This window comes from Micromonospora parastrephiae (genome assembly GCF_016802865.1).
In the GTDB taxonomy this organism is placed as follows: Bacteria; Actinomycetota; Actinomycetes; order Mycobacteriales; family Micromonosporaceae; genus Micromonospora; species Micromonospora parastrephiae.
In genome coordinates this window covers 1-22,335 of record NZ_JAEVHM010000093.1, presented here as the reverse complement: position 1 = coordinate 22,335, position 22,335 = coordinate 1, and the positions used below count along the sequence as shown (strand labels likewise).

18 protein-coding genes and 2 pseudogenes are annotated in these 22,335 nt (G+C 73.9%); 11 read left to right on the top strand and 9 right to left on the bottom strand.

Annotated features, from left to right (window positions below):
• Positions 1-1,448: AAA family ATPase (locus tag JNW91_RS18770; protein WP_309244417.1), on the bottom strand; the 1,448-nt coding region annotated here is incomplete at its 3' end.
• A 146-nt stretch (positions 1,449-1,594) separates the two neighbouring features.
• On the opposite strand from JNW91_RS18770, the gene JNW91_RS18765 reads away from it, so the two are divergent.
• The 6 genes and pseudogenes from JNW91_RS18765 (at position 1,595) to serS (ending at position 6,929) form a co-directional block, all read left to right on the top strand.
• Positions 1,595-2,035 (top strand): hypothetical protein, encoded by a 441-nt coding sequence (locus tag JNW91_RS18765; RefSeq protein WP_407664350.1) that lies wholly within the window; start codon positions 1,595-1,597, stop codon positions 2,033-2,035.
• Positions 2,032-3,180 carry an alcohol dehydrogenase catalytic domain-containing protein gene (locus tag JNW91_RS18760; protein WP_203176848.1) on the top strand — a complete coding sequence of 383 codons (1,149 nt, stop codon included), beginning with the start codon at positions 2,032-2,034 and terminating at the stop codon, positions 3,178-3,180. The genes JNW91_RS18765 and JNW91_RS18760 overlap by 4 nt, the downstream gene beginning before the upstream one ends.
• A gap of 42 nt (positions 3,181-3,222) precedes the next feature.
• Positions 3,223-4,418 (top strand): annotated as a pseudogene (locus JNW91_RS18755) (saccharopine dehydrogenase family protein).
• A gap of 34 nt (positions 4,419-4,452) precedes the next feature.
• Positions 4,453-5,073, top strand: coding sequence for a DNA polymerase III subunit beta family protein (locus JNW91_RS33640; protein ID WP_309244416.1), 621 nt, complete (start codon positions 4,453-4,455; stop codon positions 5,071-5,073).
• A 2-nt stretch (positions 5,074-5,075) separates the two neighbouring features.
• Positions 5,076-5,525: a hypothetical protein gene (locus tag JNW91_RS33635; RefSeq protein ID WP_309244415.1), complete on the top strand. Its 450-nt coding sequence runs from the start codon at positions 5,076-5,078 to the stop codon at positions 5,523-5,525.
• 117 nt (positions 5,526-5,642) lie between these two features.
• Positions 5,643-6,929: a serine--tRNA ligase gene (gene serS / locus JNW91_RS18745; RefSeq protein ID WP_203176847.1), complete on the top strand. Its 1,287-nt coding sequence runs from the start codon at positions 5,643-5,645 to the stop codon at positions 6,927-6,929.
• Between the two features lie 145 nt (positions 6,930-7,074).
• Here the strand turns inward: serS and JNW91_RS18740 are convergent, their stop codons facing one another.
• The 5 genes from JNW91_RS18740 to JNW91_RS18720 form a co-directional block, all read right to left on the bottom strand.
• Positions 7,075-10,221 carry a discoidin domain-containing protein gene (locus JNW91_RS18740; RefSeq protein ID WP_203176846.1) on the bottom strand — a complete coding sequence of 1,049 codons (3,147 nt, stop codon included), beginning with the start codon at positions 10,219-10,221 and terminating at the stop codon, positions 7,075-7,077.
• Between the two features lie 82 nt (positions 10,222-10,303).
• Positions 10,304-11,032, bottom strand: coding sequence for a cytochrome c biogenesis CcdA family protein (locus JNW91_RS18735; RefSeq protein ID WP_238425258.1), 729 nt, complete (start codon positions 11,030-11,032; stop codon positions 10,304-10,306).
• Between the two features lie 165 nt (positions 11,033-11,197).
• Positions 11,198-11,812 carry a redoxin domain-containing protein gene (locus tag JNW91_RS18730; protein WP_203176845.1) on the bottom strand — a complete coding sequence of 205 codons (615 nt, stop codon included), beginning with the start codon at positions 11,810-11,812 and terminating at the stop codon, positions 11,198-11,200.
• A 39-nt stretch (positions 11,813-11,851) separates the two neighbouring features.
• Positions 11,852-13,318: an NADH-ubiquinone oxidoreductase-F iron-sulfur binding region domain-containing protein gene (locus tag JNW91_RS18725; RefSeq protein WP_203176844.1), complete on the bottom strand. Its 1,467-nt coding sequence runs from the start codon at positions 13,316-13,318 to the stop codon at positions 11,852-11,854.
• Positions 13,278-14,969, bottom strand: coding sequence for a CPBP family intramembrane glutamic endopeptidase (locus JNW91_RS18720; protein WP_238425256.1), 1,692 nt, complete (start codon positions 14,967-14,969; stop codon positions 13,278-13,280). Before JNW91_RS18720 ends, JNW91_RS18725 begins: the two co-directional genes overlap by 41 nt.
• 280 nt (positions 14,970-15,249) lie before the next feature.
• Between JNW91_RS18720 and JNW91_RS18715 the strand changes: the two genes are divergently transcribed.
• The 4 genes from JNW91_RS18715 to JNW91_RS18700 all read left to right on the top strand — a co-directional run bounded on the left by JNW91_RS18715 (position 15,250) and on the right by JNW91_RS18700 (position 20,009).
• On the top strand, positions 15,250-16,695 hold the full coding sequence (locus JNW91_RS18715) for an alpha-amylase (RefSeq protein ID WP_203176843.1): 1,446 nt from the start codon (positions 15,250-15,252) through the stop codon (positions 16,693-16,695).
• Between the two features lie 74 nt (positions 16,696-16,769).
• A complete protein-coding gene (locus JNW91_RS18710; RefSeq protein ID WP_309244414.1) occupies positions 16,770-17,681 on the top strand; it encodes a L,D-transpeptidase in 912 nt (303 codons plus the stop codon).
• Positions 17,682-17,944: 263 nt separating this feature from the next.
• Entirely contained in the window at positions 17,945-18,799 is an 855-nt protein-coding gene (locus JNW91_RS18705) for an alpha/beta hydrolase (protein ID WP_203176842.1), read from the top strand.
• Between the two features lie 64 nt (positions 18,800-18,863).
• Positions 18,864-20,009 (top strand): site-2 protease family protein, encoded by a 1,146-nt coding sequence (locus tag JNW91_RS18700; protein ID WP_203176841.1) that lies wholly within the window; start codon positions 18,864-18,866, stop codon positions 20,007-20,009.
• Here the strand turns inward: JNW91_RS18700 and JNW91_RS18695 are convergent.
• Genes JNW91_RS18695 through JNW91_RS18685 form a run of 3 tightly spaced genes read right to left on the bottom strand, consistent with a single transcriptional unit; the run spans position 19,994 to position 22,016 of the window.
• The gene (locus JNW91_RS18695) at positions 19,994-21,268 is read right to left on the bottom strand and encodes an FAD-binding protein (protein ID WP_203176840.1); all 1,275 of its coding nucleotides are present in this window, start codon (positions 21,266-21,268) and stop codon (positions 19,994-19,996) included. The genes JNW91_RS18700 and JNW91_RS18695 overlap by 16 nt on opposite strands.
• On the bottom strand, positions 21,265-21,477 hold the full coding sequence (locus JNW91_RS18690) for a hypothetical protein (protein WP_203176839.1): 213 nt from the start codon (positions 21,475-21,477) through the stop codon (positions 21,265-21,267). Before JNW91_RS18690 ends, JNW91_RS18695 begins: the two co-directional genes overlap by 4 nt.
• On the bottom strand, positions 21,465-22,016 hold the full coding sequence (locus JNW91_RS18685; protein ID WP_203176838.1) for a hypothetical protein: 552 nt from the start codon (positions 22,014-22,016) through the stop codon (positions 21,465-21,467). Before JNW91_RS18685 ends, JNW91_RS18690 begins: the two co-directional genes overlap by 13 nt.
• 119 nt (positions 22,017-22,135) lie before the next feature.
• Between JNW91_RS18685 and JNW91_RS18680 the strand changes: the two are divergent.
• Positions 22,136-22,335, top strand: a pseudogene (locus JNW91_RS18680) (hypothetical protein); the annotation flags it as partial.

Sequence of the window (22,335 nt, the reverse complement as noted above, 5' to 3'; positions counted from 1 at the left end):
GTCCCCGGCGGGGGCACCGGCAGGCCACCGGCGTACGCGGCGGCGGTGCGCAGGTGGCCGCCGGCGGCCGGCAGGTCACCGGCGTACGCCCGCTCGGCGGCGCAGGCCAGGGCCACCTCCGGGTCGGCGCGGACCACCTCCGGCGGTGGAGAGGGCGGCGGCGGGCCGTCCACCGTGTCGCGGTCGTACCGGGTCAGATCCGGCCAGTGCGCGACGAACAGGTCGCCGGCCAGGTCCCACCGGCCGGCGGCCAACGCGTGCCGCAGCCCGTCCGCCGGGCGGCCCTCGCCGGCGTACCAGTCGGCGGCCCGCACGTGCAGCTCGCGTACCTCGTCGGCGGGCAACCGGGCCAGCTCGGCCCGGAGCAGGTCGGCCAGCAGCGGGTCGCAGCGGTACCAGGGCGGACGGCCGTCCTCCCGGCGCAGCAGACCGCCGGCGCCGGCCAGGTCGGCAAGTGCCCGCCCAGCGTCGGTGCGGCCGGTCAACGCCTCGGCGAGGTCGGCGCAGGCCGTCTCGACGAGGGCCGTGCGGCGCAGCAGCTCCCGATCGGCCGGGTCGATCGCGGCGAGCACCTCCTCCTGGAGATAACCGGCGATCTCCGGCTGGTCGCCGCCGAACTGCCCCACCCAGCGCTCCGGGTCGGCCTGACCGCGTACCGCCAGGGCGGCGATCCGCAGCGCGGCCGGCCATCCGCCGGTGCGTTCGCGCAGCCGACGCACCGCGGTCGCCGGCAGCGCCGCGCCGTGCGCGGTGAGCAGGTCGGCCACCTCGTCGTCGGTGAAGGCCAGCTCGTCGGGGCCGATCTCGGTCAGCTCGCCGGCGAGGCGGAGCCGGTGCAGGGCCAACGGCAGCCCCGCGCGCGCCCCGACCACCAGGTGCAGCCGTTGGTCGGCATGCCGCAGCAGGAACTCCAGGCCGGTCAGCGCCGCCTGGTCGGTGACCCGGTGCAGGTCGTCCAGAACGAGCACGACCGGCCGGTCCGCGGCGGCCAGGGCGGCGGCGAGGGCCTCCAACTGGTCCGGGCGGGGCGGTCGGTCGGGCACCGGGCCGTCGTCGGCCGGCCCGGTCGCCGTCCGCAGCGCCGCCGCGAGGTACGCCCAGAGCCGTTCACCGTCGTCGCCCACCTCCACCGACACCCATGCCGGCTCCGGCTGGGTGGCCGTCGGCGCCGCCCCGGCCTCGGGCACCACCGGTCCCGGCCCGATCTCGGGAGCGCCGCCGGTCAGCCGCACCCACGAGGCGAGCAGTGTCGTCTTGCCCCAGCCCGCCGGCGCGGCGACCAGGGTGACCGGTCCGGCGCTGCCCTCGTCCAGCCGACGCAGCAGGCGGGGTCGGGCCACCACCGGCTCGGGTGGCGCGGCCGGCGTCAACCGGGACGCCAGCAGCGGCCGGTCACCCGAACGCCCCGGTGCCGTCCCGACCCGCACGCGATCCTGCTGTTCCGGCACCCGGCCCCACCCCCACCGACGCGTTCCACCCCCCGGTCCGCGGGCGGTTACCCGACGTGGACCGGTTCACCCCTTCCGGGCGAGCCCGCTTCACCCGGTCGGGACCGACGATCGGGGGACGTGGACCGGGAGGACGGGTGGGACCGATGCGACGGCTGACGCGGATGGGATCCGCCCTCGGCGGCCCGACGCTGGCCGGGGCGGCGCGTCTGCTGCGCGTACCCCGTCGCCGTGGCCGGTCCGGCGCGGACGGCGACCCCGCCGCGGCGGCCCGGTGGGAGGTCGTGACGGTGGACCGGCCGCCGGAGCAGGTGCTCCCCGACGGCCGGTGGCCCGAGCCGCTGCGTCTCCTGGAGGGGGCTGTGGAGGTGCGGGTGCGGCCGGCCCCGGGTGAGCGGGGCACCGAGCTGGCGGCCCGCCCGCTGGCCGGGGCGACCCCGGCCGTCGGACTCGCCGCGCACCTGGTCGGCGACGACCCGAGGCTGCTGGTCCGCCGCACGTTGCGCCAGGTCAAGCAGCGCGTCGAGACCGGCGAGGTGCTGCGCGCGGACCGGTCCGCGCTGGACCGACCCGAGGACGGCGGGTGAGGGCGCTGTGCTGGGTTGGCGCCGGCGAGCTGGCGGTACGCGAGGTGCCCGACCCGGAGCTGCGCAACGAACGGGACGTCATCGTCCGGGTCCGTCGAAGCGCCACCTGCGGCGCCGACCTGCCGTTGCTGGCCGGGCGGGATCCGCTGCTGCGCAGCGGTGACGTGCTCGGGGCGGAGTTCCTCGGCGAGGTGGTCGAGGCCGGTCCGCGGGTACGCCGGCACCGCGCCGGTGACCGGGTGGTGGTCGGCGCGGCCGTCGCCTGCGGTGGGTGCCGGTACTGCCGCGCGGGCCTGCACGCCTGCTGCGACAACGGCAGCACCGACCCGGCGAGCGCGGACGCGGACTGGGGACGTTCGGACGTCGGCTGCTTCGGGCGGCCACGCGCGGCGGGTGGCTTCGCCGGTGGCCACGCCGAGTACGTGCGGGTGCCGTACGCGGACGTCAGCGCGGTCCGGGTGCCGGACGTGGTCGGCGACGACCGGGCGCTGTTCGCCGCCGACGCGGCGCCGACCGGTTGGCTGGCGGCCGAGCTGGGCGCGGTGCGGCCCGGGGACGTGGTGGCGGTCTGGGGCGCCGGGGCGGTGGGCCAGTTGACCGCCCGGGCGGCGGTGCTGCGCGGCTGCGCCCGGGTGGTCGTCGTGGACCGGCACGAGGAGCGGTTGCGGATGGTCGAGCGGCACGCGGGCGCGGAGCCGCTGCACTACGGCCGCACCGACGTGTCGGCCGAGCTGCGCGACCGCAGCGGTGGCCGTGGAGCGGATGTGTGCGTGGTGGCGGCCGGTGAGCCGCCGGCCCGCTCGATGGCCGACCGCTTCGGCGCCCGGGTCAGCGACCGCCCGGACGCCCTGCGCGAGGCGGTGCACGCCTGCCGCAAGGGCGGCACGGTGGTGGTGTTGGGCGGGACGGACGGGTTCGTCGACGCGTTCCCGCTGGGCGCGCTGACCGACAAGCGACTCGCGTTGCGCGGGGCCCGCCGGCCGGACCTGCGCGACGTGCCGATGCTGCTGGACCGGATGGCCCGCGACGAGCTGCGGACCGAGCATCTGGCCACCCACCGCCTGCCGCTGGAGGACGCCCCGCTGGGGTACGCGCTGTTCCGGGACCGGGCCGACGGCTGCGTACGGGCCGTGTTCACCCCGTGACGACCGGCCCGGACGCCGTCCGGCGGATGGCAGACTCGCAGGATGGCTGGGGAGCGAACGTACGACGTGGTGCTGTTCGGGGCGACCGGGTTCACCGGGGGACTCACGGCCGAATACCTGGCCCGGCACGCCCCACCCGGGCTGCGCTGGGCGTTGGCCGGGCGTAACCCGGACCGGCTCGCCGCCGCGCGGGACCGGCTCGCCGCGATCGACCCGGCCCTGGCCGACCTGCCGCTGCTCAGCGCCGACGTGACCGACCCCGACTCGCTGCGCACGGTGGCCCGGAGCGCCCGGGTGGTCGCCAGCACCGTCGGCCCGTACGTCCGGCACGGCGAGCCGCTGGTCGCCGCCTGCGCCGAGGCCGGCACCGACTACCTGGACATCACCGGCGAGTCGGAGTTCGTCGACCTGATGTACGTCCGTCACCACGCCGAGGCGACCCGCACCGGCGCGCGGCTGGTGCACGCCTGCGGCTTCGACTCCGTACCGCACGACCTGGGCGTCTGGTTCACCGTCAAGCATCTGCCCGCCGACGCAGCGATCACCGTGGACGGTTACGTCCGTGTCTCGGCGAGGTTCTCCGCCGGCACGTACCATTCCGCGCTCACCGCGTTCTCCCGTACCGGGCAGGCCAGCCGGGCGGCCCGGGAGCGCCGGGCGGTCGAGCCGCGCCCCACCGACCGTCGGGTCCGGGCGGTGTCCGGCCGGCTGACCCGCTCGGCGGAGCTGGGCATCTGGACCGTGCCGCTGCCCACCATCGACCCGCAGGTGGTGCGCCGCTCCGCGGCAACCCGCCCCGAGTACGGCCCGGACTTCCGCTACCGGCACTTCGCCGCGGTGAAGCGGCTGACGACCGTGCTGGCCGGCGGAGTCGGGCTCGGCGCGCTGGTCGGCCTGGTGAAGGTGCCGCTCACCCGGCGCTGGCTGCTCGGCCTCTCAGCTCCGGGCAGGGGCCGACACCGCGGCAGCGGGCGGCGGCCTGGTTCCGGGTCCGGTTCGTGGGCACCGGTGGCGGGCGGCGGGTGCTCACCGAGGTCGCCGGCGGCGATCCGGGCTACGACGAGACGGCGAAGATGCTCGCCGAGTCGACGCTCTGCCTGGCGCTCGACGACCTGCCGCCGACCGCCGGTCAGGTCACGCCGGTCGCCGCGATGGGCGAGGCGCTGCTCGACCGGCTGGTGCGGGCGGGGCTCACCTTCCGGGTGCTGAAGCAGAGCACCGTGGAACACTCGGCTTGACCCTCGACCGGGTCGAGGGGGCAGGATGCCCGGCGTGAGCGACCTGCACAGCATCGGTGAGCTGGCCCGGGCCAGCGGCCTGACCGTCAGCGCCTTGCGCTTCTACGACTCGGCCGGGGTGCTGGAGCCGGCGCTGGTCGATCCGGTGACCGGCTACCGCTGGTACACCGAGGAGCAGATCGCCCCGGCCCGACTGGTGGCCGGGCTGCGCCGGATCGGGATGCCGGTGCCGGAGATCGCCGCGGCGGTACGCGCCGAGCCGGCCACCGTGCACCGGCTGCTCGACACGCACCTGCGTCGACTCGTCGACGGGCTCGCCGACGCCCGCCGTGAGGTGACCCGGCTACGGGCCCTGGTCGACCCGCCCCGGCCGGCCGCCACCACGCTGCTGCTCTCCCCCACCGATCTGGCCGCCGCCGTCGACGCGGTGCGTTTCGCCGTCGGCGCCGACCCGGAGCTGCCGATGCTCTCCGGTGTGCTGCTCGACGTGGAGTCCGACGGCGTCCGGCTCGTCGCCACCGACCGGTACCGGCTCGCGTTGGCCCGGGCCGGGGCGGACGTCGACGGTCCACCGGCGCGGGCGTTCGTTCCGGTGGATCTCGTCGACCAGCTCCGGGCGCTGCTCGACCCCGCCGACGCCGACCGGTACGGCTGACCGTGACCGGCGCCGACCTGCGGGTGGTGGCGGCCGGCCGGACGCTGACCGGCACCGCCCTGCCGGACGACTTCCCGGACTACCGTCGACTGCTGCGCAAGGCCGTCGGCGAGCGGCCGGCCGCGTACCGGATCCCGGTGGACGTGGCGGCGCTGCGCGCCGCGCTGGCGGACCCGGCGGCCCCGACGGTGGCCCGCGACCACGGCGGCGGACCGCTGGCCGTCACCGTGCTCGGCCTCGACGACGACGGCGGTCTGCGCCTGCTCCCCGCCGCCGACCTGAGCACCGACGCGGTGCGGGTGGGCGTCAACGGTGACTACCTGCTGGACGCGCTGGACGCCGCCGGCGCCCCCCAACTGGTGCTGGAGTTGGACGGGCCGGTCGCCCCGCTGGCCGTACGGCGACCGGACGACGCGGATACCTTCTCCGTGCTGATGCCGATCCGGCTGTAGAAGCTGACGCCGATCCGGCTGTAGAACCGGGCCGTCACTCCCCGTCCCGGACCGGAAGGGGCGCGACGGTAGCATCTGGAGGTCCACCTGACCCCGGACGGAGGCGTACGGAGCAGCATGCTCGACATGGAGTTGATCCGGAAGGATCGCGAGGCGGTGGCGACCGCGCTGGCGAAGCGTCTGGATCCCGCCGAGGTCACCCGTGCCCTGGACGAGATCCAGCGGCTCGACCAGGAACGACGCGCCCTCATCACGGAGATCGACGCCGAGCGGCAGCGCCGCAAGGCCGAGGCCCGCGCGTACGCGCAGGCCAAGCGCGCCGGCACCGAGCCGCAGGCCACCGCGCCGGAGGCCGAGCGTAAGCAGCTCGCCGAGCTGGAGTCCCAGCTGGACGAGGTGCAGGCCCGGCTGCGCGACGCGATGAGTGAGCTGCCCAACCTGCCCAGCGACGACGTCGTGGCCGGCGGCAAGGAAGCCAACCGGGTCGTCAAGACCTTCGGCGAGCCGCCGGTGATCGAGAAGGTCCGCGACCACGTGGAGCTGAGCCGCGCGCTGGGCCTGGTCGACTACGAGCGCGGGGTCAAGCTCGGCGGCTCCGGCTTCTGGATCTACACAGGCGTCGGCGCCCGGCTGGAGTGGGCGCTGCTCAACTACTTCGTCGACCAGCACATCAAGGCCGGGTACGAGTTCCTGCTCCCGCCGCACCTGCTGCTCGACTCGGCCGGCTTCGCCGCCGGGCAGTTCCCCAAGTTCTACGACGACGTCTACCACCTGGACTCGGCGTCCGCGCCGCGCGGTCAGTTCCTGCTGCCCACCTCGGAGACGGCGATCCTCGGCGCGTACCAGGACGAGATCCTGGAGACGTCGAAGCTGCCGTTGAAGGCGTTCGCGTACACGCCGTGCTACCGGCGGGAGTCGGCCGGCTCGCACTCCGACGAGCGCGGCACGGTGCGGGGGCACCAGTTCAACAAGGTGGAGATCTTCCAGTTCACCCTGCCGGAGCAGGCCGACGCGGCGCTGGAGGAGATGCTCGCCCACGCCGAGAGCCTGGTCGAGGGGCTGGGTCTGCACTACCAGCGCACCCTGCTCTCGGCCGGTGACGCCAGCGCGTCGATGAAGAAGACCCTCGACATCGAGGTGTGGATGCCCAGCACCGGCAGGTACAAGGAGGTGTCGTCGGTCTCCTGGGCCGGCGACTACCAGGCCCGCCGCGCGGCCATCCGCTACCGCGAGCCGGGCGGCAAGCAGACCCGCTTCGTGCACACCCTCAACGGGTCGGCGCTGGCCACCAGCCGGCTCTTCCCGGCCATCCTGGAGCAGTACCAGCAGGCCGACGGCAGTGTCCTGATCCCCACGGTCCTCCAGGACCGCCTGGGCACCGACCGCCTGACCCCGCTGCGCTAGCTAGCGGACAACGCTCCCCGCACCTGGTCGACGGCGGCGGGACTGATGCCTTGGCACCAGTCCCGCCGCCGTCCACTCGGCCACGAGCCGTGGTCAATCCCGACGCGGAGCTGTTCCGGCTCCGGCGCGGACGTGCGGTGCCGGTTCAGGCACCGAACACCTCCGCGTGGGTCAGTCGGGCGTCACCGGGCTGCCAGTCGGCGACCGCGATCGCCACGTACCGCCCGGAGGACCTGGTCGAGATGGTGGTCTCGGGTTGCGGCTTCGGGACCGAGGCGACCGCTACGTAGCCGAGCCCGTCGGCAGAGGTGGCTACGGTGATCGGCCGCCGCCGACCGGGAGTCCAGGTCAGGCGGACCGATGCCAGATCGTGGAGCGATCCGAGGTCGATCACCAATCGGCCGGTCGGGCCGGGTTGCCAGGCGGTACCCGGGTCGCCGTCGACGGCGGCCGACGGGTCGGTCATGCCAGCCGGGAGCGGTGACGTCGGGTAGGTCGTCCGAGACCTGGCCAGGTCTCTGGTTGGCGTCACCGTCGCACCCGCGAACGCGACGTCCCGGCTGCGTCCAGCGGGTACCGTCACCCGCCGTCGGGCACCGCCGGCCGCGGACTCCAGCTGCACCATCACGATGTGCTCGGCGGGTGCGGTGATTCGGAGATGGTGCGAGTCGGTGACGTCGAACCGGGTACCGGCGGGAATCGACTTCGCCGGCCGTGCCGCGGTCGCGGTGAACCGCGGCGGCTCGACGCGTGCGGTGGCGGCGGCAAGGTCGACCTGGTAGCTGGTGGTCCCGGATCCGGTGACCTGGCTTCCGTGGTACAGCCGCAGCGTGGCGTGCTGCGACAGGGTGACGGCCGCCGTCGTGATGTCGTCGTCGGACAGGTTGAACAGGCTCAGGTATCCGTCCGCGTCACTCACCCGCAACGCCTCCGGACCGCCATTGGGCAGGGTTCGAGACGCCGCGGCGGCCAGGGCCGACCTGCTCGCGCCCGTGTACCCCTCGATGATCAGCCGAGTGCTGCCGGTGGCCGGTCCGCTGGACAGGGTGACGGTGGTGGCGGTCACGGTGATCGGATTCTGGCCGTTGTGGACGACCAGACCCGCTCGTCCGTCGACGTCCAGCCAGGAGCCGGCGATGGTCGGGCTGTCCGGCACGACCGCCGCGTCGCTCCAGTTGGTGCCGTCCAGAGAGGTCTGGATGACGTACCGGGTGCCGTACGCGGCCTCCCAGTCCAGGCGTACGCCGCTGATGTCGATGGACTTGCCGAGGTCGACGGCGAGCCAACTGTCCGCGCGGCCGCGTTCCTCCCGGGCGACCGCCCAGCGGGTGCCGGAGTTGCCGTCGGTCGCGTTCGGTGCGGGGTAGGCGGGGTCGGCGGACGAGGCCGTGGTGGGCCGGCCGGTGGCGAGGTCGATCCCGCTGGCGTCGAGCACGGCGAAGGCGAACAGCGAGTAGCCGTACTGGTTGACGGGGGATCGGCCGAGCATCCGCACGTACCTGGCTGGACGAGACGCAAAGCTGATCTGGTCGGTTCCGCCGTCGCCGAGGCCCTGCTGTCCAGCCAGGGTGACGGACCCCTGTTCGCCGGTGAAGGTGCGGGTGCCGGTGAGCCCGGGCACACCGGGCATGTCCAGGTTGAACAGGGTGAGCGCGCCCTCGTCGGCACCGATGCCGGTGGTGGCGTACACGACCGTACCGGTGGGCAGCGTGACGTATCCCGCGGTGCCGCCGGCGACGCGTAGAACGGTGGCCGTGGCGTCGAGACCGTCCCGGGCCATGGTGTACGCAGCGGAGGTGCGGCCGAGGACCGGCGCCGACTGCCTCGGCAGCAGCGAGGCGGCCCGCGTGTCGAACAACCAGTTGTCGTGGGCGGGGGCCCACAGGAACGAGACGTACCCGGTCTTGCTGACCGCCGCGGCGAAGGCAGTCGGGGTCTGCTGGGCGGTCAGCCCGGCCTGCTCCCCGAAGTCCCGGGTGCCCGCCGCCGCCGCGAAGAACGTGGTGCTGGCGACCGGCTCGACCACGCCGCCGTTGGCTGCCCGCCAGGAATGGAAGAGATAACTGATGGCGAGTTCGGCCCGGGCCTCGGGCTCGTACTTCGGCTCGCCGCTGAACTTGGTGAGCCGATACTCGGGCGGGTAGTTCAGGTAGGGCATGAGCCGGTCGGCGAGGTCCGCCTCGGCTCGGGCGGCGTGCCGGTCGCCCTGGACCTGCGCGAGGAAGGCGAGCGGCAGGACATCACGGCCGTACAGGTGGTAGCGGTCCGCGACCATCGGCATGAAGGGTTCGCCAGCATCGCTGGCCAGCAGCCGCATGGTCCGCCACAGCTGGGCGGCGCTGGGCTGCCGGGTGAGTGCCTCGGGGAGCGGTTGGCCGGCGGTCAGGAAGTGCGCAGCGGTACGACCCGCAGTGCGCCACAGTTCTTCCTGGTAGTGCGGGCCGAAGGAGCCGTGATTCTCGACGAGGAACGTGTCGTGGATGTTGTGGGCGGTGTTCCAGTCCGCGACCGCCCGCCCGTCGACGACGGCGGGATTGGCGCGGTCGGCTGCGGGTAGTCCGGTCGCGTTGAGCGTCCACGTCAGGAACCGCTCGCGCCACGCCGCGGCTGCGGGGTCGTCCGTCGCCCAGGCCAGGCCGGGCGCGATCGCCTGGGCGTAAACCCCCATCTCCTCGAGCTTGGTGTCACCGATCCAGCCACCGGTGAGGCCGTTCGGCGTCCAACTGCCACTCAGCGGGTCGTTACCGGTGCCGAGGGAATGGGCGTACGCGGCCTGCCCACGGGCGATGCGGTCAACGTTGTTGCGGGTCACCTCGTCCAGTTCGGACCACAGCAGTCGGGCGGCCAGGACGAAGTACAGCTCGAAGGTGCTGTCCCAGAAGAGCTGTCGGCCCCACTCGGTGCCGCCGGCGAGCCGGTTGGTGGCCGCGAATCGGCGGATGGTGGCGACGGTACGGGCGTGCAGCGTGTCCCGGTCGACGCCTGCGGCCGCCGGGTCGTACCCGGGCGAGATGAGCAGGACCGCGTTACCGAGGACGACCGCGAACCTGAAGTCCGCGAGGCGGTATGCGTTGATCGCCGGATCCCATTGCTCCTCGGCCCATCGGGTGTGGGCGAGCAGCAGCGCGTGGTAGGTGTTGGCAACCGGGCCGGTGGGCGCGGCGTATGGCGTGGTGGCGGCTGGCGCGGCTTGGGCGGTGGCGGCGGGTCGGGCGATGGCGAGTCCAGCGCCGACGGCGCTGCCAAGGATGAGGAGCCGCCGCCTGCTCAACTCGAATTCGGATATACGCATGGTGGCCCTTCGGGGTGACAACGTTGTCAGACAGACTCTGACGATCGTTTCCCGATGTCAAGACCGGCCGTCGATCATGAAGTTATTGCCCGTCGCCTCGGCGTGTCGTGGCAACAACCTCATGATCAACGAGGCTGGGTGGGGTGCGGAGGCGGTGGGTGCGGGAATGGGTCAGGGCTGCCAGGATCAGCAGGGCCGCCAGGGTGGCCAGGAGCAGGGCTGGGCCGAGGGTGTCCACGGCGTTGGCCAGAGTGTGTTGGACCCGGGACGCCGCACGGATGATCGGGTCCTGGAGGGCGTCGCGGCGGCCGGCGGCGAGCCGCACCTCGTACCAGCCGTACCAGGCGACGTAGCCGCCGGCGAGCAGCAGCACCAGGCCACTGAGGCGGGGCACCAGCGCGCCGGCGACGCGCAGCCGGGCCACCAGCCCGTCGCGCAGCAGCGCCACACCGAGCGCGGCGACCGCGACCACCAGACCCATCCCGAGGGCGTACGCCCCGAACAGGGCCAGCCCACGCCCGGTCGAGCCGGCCTGGAGGCTGGTCACCACGATGGCCAGGAACGGCGCGATGGCGCAGCCCAGTGACGCCAGCGCGTACGCCGCCCCGAACAGCGCCATCGACGGCCAGGAACGGGTCAGCCGGGGCGCTCGGGTCGACCAGCCGGGGGCGGGCAGTCGCCGGCCGGCGAGCAGCCAGCAGCCGGCCACCAGAAGCAGCACGCCGAGCGTCACGGTGAGCCACGGCAGCCGGGGCCGCAGCCAGCCGGCGAGCGGCGCGAGCGCCAGGCCGAAGGCGCCGAAGACCAGCACGTACCCCAGGGTGAGCCCGGCCGCCGCGGTGAGCGCGCGGCGACCGCGCCGCGGGTGTCCGACGCCCGGCGACCAACAGCGAGAGGTACGCGGGCAGCAACGCGAAGCCGCACGGGTTGACCGCGCCGAGCATCCCGGCGGTCAGCGCGAGCAGCAGTGCGGCGGTCACGCCCCGGCCAGCGCGGCGACCCGGGCCGTGAGCGCCTCACCGTCCAGGAAGCCCTGGTGCACGACCGTGCCGTCCCGGTCGATGATCAGAAAGATGCTCTGCTCGGTCACCTTGAACCGCTTCCAGAGCACGCCCTTGCTGTCGTTGATCTGTCGTGCCCCGTCGAGGTCGAACTCGGTGACGAACTCCTTCATGGCCCGCTGTTCGCCGAGCCCGGCGACGCCGATGATCGGCACGGTGTCCCGGTACCGGGGCGCGACCTCGGCCACCGTCCACGCCTGACTGGCACAGGTGGCGCACCAGGGCGCCCAGAACCACAGCACGACGGGCCGGCCGGCGAGTTGCGCCGCGTCGAACGCGGCCCCGGTGAGGGTGGTCCCGGTGAACCGCAGCGTGTCCGGCACCGTGGCCGCAGCGGCGGTGGGCGTGCCGGTCGCGGTGGCCGCCGAGGAGCTGGTCGCGGTGGGCGTGGCGCCGGCGGCGGCAGCATCGGCGGCGGCGTCGGGCGGCACCGTGCCGGTGCAGGACGCCACGGCGAGCAGGGCCGCGAGGAGCGCCCCGGCGGTGGCGGCCCGGGATGGACACCCACCCGTTGTTCGCCCGATCCGCATCCGCTTCTCCGTTCGACAGGTGTGGGGTGGGTGCCGGTCCTACTCGGCCTTGGCGAGGCGCAGCGCCAGCTCCGGGCAGACCTTCACCGCCTTGAGGGCGCCCTCGCGCAGCCAGGTCGGCACCGGAGTGGGTGGGAAGGCGGGATAGCCGTTGCCGTCGAGCCGGATGAAGTCCGGCACCACGTGCGCGCAGAGCCCGTGCCCGTCGCAGCGCGACCAGTCCAGGGTGAGCTTCTGCGGGTTGGGGTCGGGTGCGCCGGGCAGCCCCATCACGCCCTTGACCCGCCGGCCGCAGCCGTCGCCGGTGCTGTGCAGCCGCAGGTCGTCGCTGAAGACCTCGATCGCGGAGAGGGCGAACCGGGCGGTGCCATCGGGGTGGCTGCACGCGCCCCGCCCCTTCACCTCGCCGGCGGCGGCCCGGACCACGTCGGCCGGTTGGCTGCCGGCGACGGCCAGGTCCACGGCGCGGGCCAGGTCCGGCAGGCCCATCTTGCACGGTCCGCACTGGCCGGCGGACTCGCCGGCCAGGTAGCGCACCACCTGGGCGGCCTCACCGAGCGGGCAGGTGTCGACCCCGAGCGGGATGATGATGCCCGCGCCGAGGGTGCCGCCGACCGCGGCGAGGCCCTTGCGGGACACCTCGGCCTTCTCCGCCGCCTCCGCAGTGATCCACTTGCCGTGGTAGCCGCCCATCAGGATGCCCTGGACGTCCGGCACCTCGCACAGGTCGAGGACGTCGCGCAGCGGCATTCCGGCGGTGCACTCCACCACGGCCGGGCGGCCCGCGGCGCCGGTCACGGTGAGCAGCACGGTGCCGGGCTCGTCGTCGGTGCCCAGCGCCGCGTACTCGTACGGGCCGAGTCGCGCGCCGACGGCGAGCTGGGCGTACGTCTCGGCGTTGGACAGCAGGGTGGGCAGGCCGCTGACACCGGAGTCGCTGGAGCGCTTCTTGGTGCCCGGCGGGATGTGCGGCAGACCGTTGATCCCGTTGACCAGCGCGCCGCCCTCGCCGGAGATGAACCGGTGCGGCACGGTGACGATGGTGGTCGGCACCGGCATCCGGCGTTCCGCCAGTGCCTCCATGAGCGAGTCGCGGCCCACGCCGTCGTCGGCCACGCCGATCACGATCTCCTCGGCGTCCAGCGCGTACGCGGTCAGCGCCGCGCCGTCGAGGATCAGGTGCGGGGCGCGGGTCAGCAGCACCTTGTCCTTCCAGCTGGCCGGCTCCCCCTCGGTGGCGTTGACCACCACGACGGCGGCGAGGTCCTGCCGCTCGCAGGACTCCAGCACGGCGCGCAGCTTGCGGGCGAACGGGAAGCCCGCCCCGCCCTTGCCCTTGAGCTGCATGCCCTCGGCGAGCCGGAGCAGCTGCGCTGGCTCCATCGGACCGACCGGCCCGTGCACCTCCTCGTGCGCGGCCAGGTCGAGCCGCCCGAACTCGGCGAAGCCCGCGGTCAGCCGTGGCTCACCGACACAGGCGACCGGGGGCACGGTCGTCCGCATCACTTGGCCTCACCCCGCAGCCCGGCCCAGTACGCACCGTCCACCGCGTCCGCGTTGGCCTTGCGGCGCTTGGCGGACCGGCCCTCCGCCCGCCGCGCCCGGCGGGACGCCAGGTCGACCAGGGTCGGGGTGTCGTCGACGGGAGGCGCCACCTCGTCCGGCACGTACCGGGCCGGCGGGCGCCAGTAGTCCGGCTCCTCCGGCAGGTCGTCGTCGGCGCTGTGCCGACCGCTGCCGCTGCGCGGCGCCGCCGAGATCGGGCCGGCGGAGATCGGGCCGGCGGAGATCGGCTCGGCGGACACCGGGCCGGCCGAGATGGGCTCGGCGGCCTGCCACCGGCGCGGGCTGTCCCACGGCTCCTCGGGCTCGATCCGCTGCGGCGGTGCCGAGTAGCGGCTGCCCTCGTCCTCGGAGCGGGACCGGCGGCTGGTCCGCTCGGCGGCCGGTTCCTCGGCGCGTCGGCGCCTGGTCGGGGCCGTCTCCTCGTCCCGGTCGCGGCTGCGCGACCGCGTCGCCGGGTCACCGGCTCCAACTCCTCCTCGTCGCGTCGTCGGGTGACGGTCTCCTCGGCGCCGCGGCGGCTCGACCGGCGGGTGGTGGGCTCGACCTCGTCGCGCCGGCCACGGGTCGACCGTTCGGTGTCGCGGCGGGCCGCCGGCTCCTCGTCGCGGCGGCGGCTGGGCCGGGCGGGCTCGGCGAGCGAGCCGGGCTCGGGCACCACCGGGACGGTGAACCGCTCGGGGTCGCGCCGCCGGGCACCGGGCGGGGCGGTCCACGTGGCGGTGGTGGCCTCCGCCCAGGCGGGACGCTTGTCCTCGGTCGAGTCGCGGCGACGGCCCAGCCCGGCCAGCAGCGACCGGCCACGGCTCTCCTCGCCGGCCCGGGCGGCCATGGCCGCGTTGCGGACCGCCGCCTGGTGCTGTTCGCGGCTGCGTCGGCCGATGGTGACCGAGAGCCGCACCAGCAGCGCCAGCACGACCAGCAGGATGCAGCCGAGGTAGCTGAACGCCACCCAGGGCGCCGCGGCCCGGCCGGCGTTGAGGCCGTGCAGCACGGCGAACGGCCAGGACAGGTATGCGGTGGAGTGCAGCGCCCGCCACAGCCACTTCGGACCGACGCCGGCGAAGCGGGCCCGGATGATGCCGGTCCAGATCACGCTGACCATCAGCAGGGCGGCCACCGTGCCCAGGCCGACGTAGAGCCCCCGGCCGCCGACGAACGGCACCAGGGCGTCGGTGGCCGCGGCCCGACCGGTGGCGATCTTCGTGAGGACGTGGAAGCCCAGCCCGGCCACGCCGAGCACGCCGGTGGCCCGGTGCGCCGACTGCATCAGCACCCGGTGCGAGATGCGCAGCACCAGCCGGTCGGTGGCGAGCAGGCCGAGCATCACCGTGAGGCTCAGCGACACCAGGGCGATCACCCCGGCGAAGAACTCGGTGAAGAAGAAGCCGTACGCGTACGCCGTCTGACCGGCGCCGGTCAGCATGGTCGCCGCCCAGAGCGCGGCGAGCACCGACGCGATCAGCGCGGCGGTCGCGGACCGCGATCGGGTGCGTACCCCCCGACTGCTGGCGCTGGTCCGGACGGTGGCCGCCTTCTGGTTCTGCTTTGCCCGGGCCATCTGCTCCTCGATCGTCTCGCGGCGGCGTACCACCGGCCGACCCCTGCTCCCCCATCCAGTACGGACGGGCGGGGCCGGCGGATCACCCGCGGGTGAAAAATTCTGGGCCGCGATCGAACCAACTGGCGTCGGCGTGCGTTGTGCCCGCTCCCACGGACCGATCCGGACAGCGACGAACGTCCATGCATTGACAGTCGTTGCAACGCGCTTGTAATCTTTCGGCAATTTTCAGCCTGAGTTGCAAGATTCCGGCAAGGCCAGGCTTCTCCCCCACGCGCCACCACCCCCACCCCGCTCCCGTCAGGAGTCCCCCATGCACCGACGTCGACGCGGCTCGGCGATCCTCGCTCTCGGCCTGCTCGCCAGTCTGCTCGTTCCCACCGCCGTGACGGCATCCCCGGCCGTCGCCGCCCCGCCCGGCGGCAAGAAGGTCATCGTCCAGCTCTTCGAATGGAACTGGCCGTCGGTGGCCAGCGAGTGCCAGAGCACGCTCGGCCCGAAGGGCTACGGCTACGTCCAGGTCTCGCCGCCGCAGGAACACGTACGGGGCAACCAGTGGTGGCTGGCGTACCAGCCGGTCGGCTACCGGATCGAGTCCCGCAAGGGCACCCGGGCCCAGTTCCAGTCGATGGTGAACACCTGCCACACGGCCGGGGTCAAGGTGATCGTCGACGCGGTGGTCAACCACATGTCCGGCCAGGACAACGGCGGCACCGGCTGGGCCGGCTCGCCGTACTCGCACTACGACTACCCGGGCATCTACCAGACCCAGGACTTCCACCACTGCGGCCGCAACGGCGGCGACGACATCGCCAACTACAACGACCGCTACGAGGTGCAGAACTGCGAGCTGGTCAACCTCTCGGACCTGAAGACCGAGTCGGACTACGTCCGCACGAAGATCGCCGCGTACCTCAACGACCTGCTCTCCCTCGGCGTCGACGGCTTCCGGATGGACGCCAGCAAGCACATGCCGGCCGCCGACATCGCCGCGATCAAGAGCAAAGTGTCCCGCACGGCGTACGTCGTGCAGGAGGTCATCTACGGCGCCGGGGAGCCGGTCCAACCGACCGAGTACACCGGCATCGGTGACGTGCACGAGTTCCGCTACGGCAAGGACCTGGCCCGGGTGTTCCGCTCCGAGCGGCTGGCGTACCTGCGCAACTTCGGCGAGGGCTGGGGGCACCTGCCCACCGGCGTGGCCTCGGTGTTCGTGGACAACCACGACACCCAGCGCGACTCCGGCGGGGTGCTCACCTACCGAGACCGCGGGATCTACGCCCTGGCGAACGCCTTCATGCTGGCCTGGCCGTACGGGTCGCCGACCGTCATGTCCAGTTACACCTTCAGCAACCGGGACGCCGGCCCGCCGTCGGACGGCGCGAACAAGACGCTCAACACCACCTGCTACTCCGGGTGGGAGTGCGAGCACCGCTGGCCGGTGATCGCCAACATGGTCGGCTTCCGCAACGCCACCGAGGGCGCCGGCGTGGCCAACTGGTACGACAACGGCAACAACCACATCGCGTTCAGCCGCAGCGGCAAGGGGTTCATCACTGTCAACGACGAGGACGCCGCGGTGAACGGCCGCTCCTACTACACCGGCCTGCCCGCCGGCCGGTACTGCGACGTCATCCACGGCACGTACGCGGGCGGCTCGTGCAGCGGGCCGGTGATCACGGTGGACGGTAACGGATGGTTCGTCGCCAACGTGCCCGCGCACGACGCCGTGGCCGTCCACATCGGCGCGCGGGTCTGATCGTCCGGGGCCTCCGGCCGGCGGGTATCGCCGAACCGGGGGCCCCGGGCCGTCCGCCACCATAGAGTGGTTTGGTGCCGTTTGACCGGATGACCCTGAACCGCCGTCGCGCCGGCTGGATCGCCGCCGCGATCGCCGTAGCCCTGCTGCTGGTCGCCGCGCTGCTGGTCGGCCAGGCCCTCACCCCACGCTCGACGGCCCCCGACGACCGACGCGTGGTGGCCGCCGACCCGACGCCGAGCAGCGTCGAGCAGAGCCCGGAGGAGTCGGTCCCGCCGGCGGCGCCCGCCCCGGACGGGCTGCCGGTCGTCGACTACGACCCCGCGCCCAAGGGATTCCCCGCCGACCCGGCCACCATGGACACCACGCCACTGACCGAGGGCGTGCACCCGACCCGGCGGATCGCGGCGTACGACGCGCCCGGTGGACGTCCGCTGGCCTTCCTCGAACCGACCCTCGCCGGTGTCGAGCTGACCGTGCCGGTCGCCCAGCGGCGGGTCGGCTGGACGGCCGTCCTACTGCCCTCGGCCAACCGGCGCCTCGCCTGGTTGCCGCCGGGCGGGTTCGACACGGTGGCGCTGCGCGACCAGATCGTGGTGGAACGCAAGGTCCACCGGCTCACCTGGTACCGCGCCGGCAAGGCGGTGCGCTCCTGGAAGACCAGCCTCGGCCAGGAGGGGCAGGAGACCCCGCTCGGCCGCACGTTCATCCTGGGCCGCACGCCGCCGCCGGAGGCGGTGTACGGCGGGGTGGACATCTACGCCCTCGGCTCGGTGCCCGACGATCCCGGGGCGGTGCCGACCGGGCTGCGCGGCGCGCACATCGGCCTGCACAGCTGGTACAACGACGACGAGCTGGGCGAGAACACCACCAACGGCTGCATCCGGGTGACCCGCAGCGGCCAGCGGGAACTGCTCGCCGAGGTGCGCCCCGGCAGCAGCCTGGTGGTGGTCGACCAACTGCCCACGCCGCCGCCGACCGCCTGAGCGCGGCCGAAGGCTCAGTCGATCGACCGCGGTGACGGGCCGCCACGCGGAGCGTCCCGGGCCGCGGCGGACATGGCGCAGAGCGATATGACTCGGAGTCATAGATATACCGCTGAGTCATATCGCCTGCCAGCACGTCCGCCGCCGGCCCGACAGGCGCGCCCCGGGGCGCAGGGCCGAGCGGCCGATCCGGCGAGCGGAGGAATTCCGCGCGCGGCAGCGGGTAACCGCCGGGCCGGACGTTGCGACACCGGGAGGACGCGATGGGTGCCACACCGCAGGGTCAGGTCGACACGGTCGTGCTGGTCCACGGGCTCTGGATGACCCCGCGAAGCTGGGAGGGGTGGGCCCAGCGGTACACCGCGCGCGGCATGCACGTCGTCGCCCCCGCGTGGCCCGGCATGGACCGGTCCGTCGAGCAGTTGCGCGACGATCCCGGCCCGATCGCCGAGCAGAGCATCGCCACCATCGTCGCGCACTACGACCGGATCATCCGGGCACTGCCCCGGCCGCCGATCATCATGGGGCACTCGTTCGGCGGCCTGTTCACCCAGATCCTCGTCGACCGGGGCCTCGGCGCCGCGGCGGTCGGAGTCCACCCCGCGCAGGTGAAGGGGGTGCTCAAGGTGCCGCTGAGTCAGCTGCGCTCGGGCTTTCCGATCCTGCGCAGCCCCGCCAACCGCAACAAGGCCGTCCCGTTCACGGAGGACGACTTCGCCTACACCTTCGGCAACACCATGAGCCGCGAGGACTCAGACCGGGCCTGGCAGCGCTACGCCGTCCCCGGCGCCGGACGGGTCTACTTCGAGGGCGCGTTCGCCAACCTCGACCCGCGTTCACCCGCCCGGGTCGACGTCGGGCGCGACGACCGCGCGCCGCTGCTGCTGATGGCCGGCGAACTCGACCACGTGGTGCCGGCGTCGGTGGTCCGCTCCAACGCCGGGCTGTACCAGAAGTCCCGGGCGCTCACCGCGTACGAGGAGTTCCCCGGCCGTTCGCACTTCACCGTCGGGCAGGACGGCTGGGAGGACATCGCCGACTACGCGCTGGACTGGGCGCTGCGCGCGGCGGCGCTGCCCCGGGAGGCGACCATCGCCAGCGAAAGCCCTCGCCGTTGAGCACGGCCGACAGCCCGTACGCCGTCGAGGGCATGGGCCGGCCGGCCGGGGGTAACGGGCAGGGATGAGGGCGAGCTTCCGGCTTGGCCGGGTCGCAGGGGTGCCGGTCGGCGTCAACTGGAGCGTTCTGGTCATCTTCGCGCTGATCGCGTGGGGGTTGGCCGCCAACCAGTTCCCCCGCTCGTATCCCGACCGGTCACCGGTGGCGTACGCCCTCGCGGGGCTGGCCGCGGCGGTGGTCTTCTTCGTCGGTCTGCTGGCCCACGAGGTGTCCCACGCGATCGTCGCCAAACGTAACGGGCTGGAGGTCGGGGGCATCACGCTCTGGCTGTTCGGCGGGGTGGCCGAGCTGCGGGGCGAGCCGCGCGACCCGGGCGCGGAGCTGCGGATCTCCGGCGTGGGGCCGCTGGTCAGCCTGGTGATCGGGGCGTTCTTCGGCGCCATCGCGTTGGTGCTCGCGCTGGCCGGGCAGGGCGGGCTGCTCTTCGGGGCGGTGGCGTGGCTGGCCGGCATCAACGTGCTGCTGGCCGTCTTCAACGTGCTGCCGGCCGCGCCGTTGGACGGCGGTCGGCTGCTGCGCGCCGCCGTGTGGAAGGCCACCGGCGACCGGACCCGGGCCTCCGTCGTCGCGGCCCGGGCCGGCTGGGTGCTGGGAGTGCTGCTGATCGGCCTCGGGCTGTGGCAGTTCCTGTCCGGGGTCGGGTTCGGTGGGCTCTGGCTGGCGCTGATCGGCTGGTTCCTGATCGGCGCCGCCGGCATGGAGGAGCGCCAGGCCCGCACCGGCAGCGCCCTGCGCGGCATCCGGGTCGGCGAGGTGATGACCCCGCAGCCGCAGACCGCCTCGGCGGAGATGACGGTCGCCGACTTCGTCGACCACTACCTGTTCGCGTACCGGCATTCGGCGCTGCCACTGACCGAGGAGGGTCGCCCGACCGGCCTGGTCACCCTGGACCGGGTGCGCGGCGTACCGGCCGACCGGCGGTCGTCGACCAGCCTGGCGGAGGTGGCGTGCCGGGCCGACCAACTGGTCCTCGCCCGCGCCGGTGAGCAGCTCAACGACCTGCTTCCCCGGCTCAGCGAGTGCGCCGACGGCCGTGCCCTGGTGGTGTCCGACGACGGCCACCTGGTCGGCATCGTCTCCCCCAGCGACATCAGCCGCGCCGTGCAACGGGGGACCCTGCGCACCCCGGTCGGTCAGCGGGGAAGGTAGCGGTCCAGCAGGTCGGTGCGGAACTTCCCGGTCGGGTCCAGGCGGGTGAGCAGGGCGGCGAAGTCGGCGTACCGCGGGTAGCGGGCGGCCAGCTCCGCCGGGTCGGTGACGAAGACCTTGCCCCAGTGCGGGCGGGGCGCGAACGACGCCAGGCGCTCCTCCACGGCGGCCAGGACCGGTAGCACCGCGGCGGCGTCGTCGACCCAGGTGAAGTGCACGACGAAGCTGTCCCGCCGGTGGTTCGGGCTCAGCCACAACTCGTCCGCCGCGACCGTACGCAGCTCGCACACCTGCAACACCGGGGCGATCAGGTGGGCCACGTCGTCCAGGGCGGCCAGCGCCTCGTTGGCCGCCGAGCGGGGCAGGTGGTACTCGGACTGGAGCTCGTCGCCGCTGCTCGGGGTGAAGCCGAGCTTGAAGTGCGGCAGCCGCTCGTGCCACGGGCCCGGCACGCCGAGCTGCGGGGTGCAGTTCTCCGCCGGCATTCCGAGCACCGGGTGCCGGGGCTCGTCGGCGGCGGTGGTGCCGAGCCAGTCCGCGTCCGGTGGCGGCTGGTCCACCAGCTGCTTGCGCCACACCTCCCGCAGTCTCGGCGTACGCCAGTCGGTGAACACGCTCACGCTGTACGCCGAACCGAGCGCCTCGTCCAGCGCCTCCCGCGGCAGGCCGAGGTGTACGTACTGGCGCAGCTCGAAGGCCGGCGCCAGGTCCAGGGTGACCCGGGTGACCAGGCCGAGCGCGCCGAGCCCGACCACCATGCCGGCGAAGGTGTCCCCGTCGGTGTCGCCGTCCACGTGCAGGAGGTCACCGTCGGCGGTGACCACCTCCAGGGCGGCGACGGAGGTGGCCAGGTTGCCGTGGGTCTGCCCGGAGCCGTGGGTGGCGGTGGCCACCGCGCCGGCCACCGAGATGTGCGGCAGCGAGGCGAGGTTCGCCAACGCGTACCCCTGGCTGTGCAGGTGTCGGGCGACGTCGCCGTAGCGCAGCGCGCCGGCGACGGTGACCCGCCCGCGCTCCCGGTCCACCTCGATGGTCGGGGGCAGACCGGCCAGGGTGACCAGGTCGCCGTCGGTGTCGCCGAAGCGGTTGAAGGAGTGCCCGGTGCCGACCGCCCGGATCCGGTCGCTGGCGGCGACGAGCCGGCGCAGCTCGTCGGTGGACGTGGGCCGGTGGAACGCCCGCGCGGAGTACCGCACGTTGCCGGCCCAGTTGCGGCGTGGCACGTCGGCCGACGTGGCGTTCTGTCCCTGCGCGATCATGTGGCGGTCTCCCGGTCGGTGGACTGGTGGTCGGCCAACGCGGCGGCGAGGGCGTCCAGAGCGGCGTCGGTCTGAAGCATCCCGTACCCCCGCTGGGCGACCGGCAGTCCGGCGGTGCGGACGCGTTCGATCCCCGCGCGGGCCGCCTGCCGGGCCTGCGGGTCCCCGGCCACCAGGGCGTCCTGGCCGCGCCGGATCAACCGGTCCACCTGGTCCATCCGGTAGCCGCGCAGGCCGGTGGGAAGGTCCGGGTCGGCGAAGGCGGCGCGGCGCAACGCGGGCAGTCCACGAAACGGTCGCCGGCGTAGCGGGCGAGCGCGGTGGACACCTGCTCGGGCTGTTCGCGGACCTGGTCGAGGACGAGCAGTTCGACGGCGGGACGGCCGTCGAGCGGATGGCGAGCGGTCACCGGACCGATCGTCACGTCCCGCGCGGGTACCAGCAGCAGCCGTGGTGGCTCCGGACGACCGTCGCGCCGGGGCGGCTCGTCGAGGACGAGGGCGTCAACCTCGGCCCACCGGAGCGACCGGCGCAGGCCCGGCCTCCGGACGGTGAGCCCGTCCGCGCCGATCCCGAACCGGAACGGCCGCAGCGCGCTGACCAGCGCGACGGCACCGAGCGCGATGGCGCCGACCGCGATGATCGTCCGTAGCAGGGCCCCGTCGCGGGGCAGGGCCAGCAGGACCACCCCACCGAGTACGCAGACCAGGGCGAGCACCAGGGCGCCCCGACTCCGGCGCAATTCCACGCTCGGACCCCCGTTCATGACCGTGGCGTCGGTCCCAGCATCCTCCGACAGATCGGGTGCCACGGACACCGGACGATCGGGCACGGTTGTTCTCGCCATCGTCGGGGAACCCTACGCCCATGAGCAGCTACCGCGATCCGGCCCCACGGGGCGACGTCTTCCCCTCGGAGGAGGAGCTGGACCCGACCGGCAGCGGGGTCGAGCAGGCCAGCGCCCCGCCGGCCGACGGGTTGGCGAACCATCCAGCGCCCACACCCGGTCCCCGCCCCACACCGGCGCCCGCGCCGGCCCCGACGCCGGTGCCGCGCCCGGGCCGCCG

Bases quoted from the DNA above. Each gene is read 5' to 3' on its own strand.
- serS (WP_203176847.1), top strand. From the start codon at position 5,643: ATGCTCGACATGGAGTTGATCCGGAAGGATCGCGAGGCGGTGGCGACC.
- JNW91_RS18740 (WP_203176846.1), bottom strand. From the start codon at position 10,221: ATGCGTATATCCGAATTCGAGTTGAGCAGGCGGCGGCTCCTCATCCTT.
- JNW91_RS18695 (WP_203176840.1), bottom strand. From the start codon at position 21,268: ATGATCGCGCAGGGACAGAACGCCACGTCGGCCGACGTGCCACGCCGC.
- JNW91_RS18715 (WP_203176843.1), top strand. From the start codon at position 15,250: ATGCACCGACGTCGACGCGGCTCGGCGATCCTCGCTCTCGGCCTGCTC.
- JNW91_RS18705 (WP_203176842.1), top strand. From the start codon at position 17,945: ATGGGTGCCACACCGCAGGGTCAGGTCGACACGGTCGTGCTGGTCCAC.
- JNW91_RS18765 (WP_407664350.1), top strand. From the start codon at position 1,595: ATGCGACGGCTGACGCGGATGGGATCCGCCCTCGGCGGCCCGACGCTG.
- JNW91_RS18700 (WP_203176841.1), top strand. From the start codon at position 18,864: ATGAGGGCGAGCTTCCGGCTTGGCCGGGTCGCAGGGGTGCCGGTCGGC.
- JNW91_RS18730 (WP_203176845.1), bottom strand. From the start codon at position 11,812: ATGCGGATCGGGCGAACAACGGGTGGGTGTCCATCCCGGGCCGCCACC.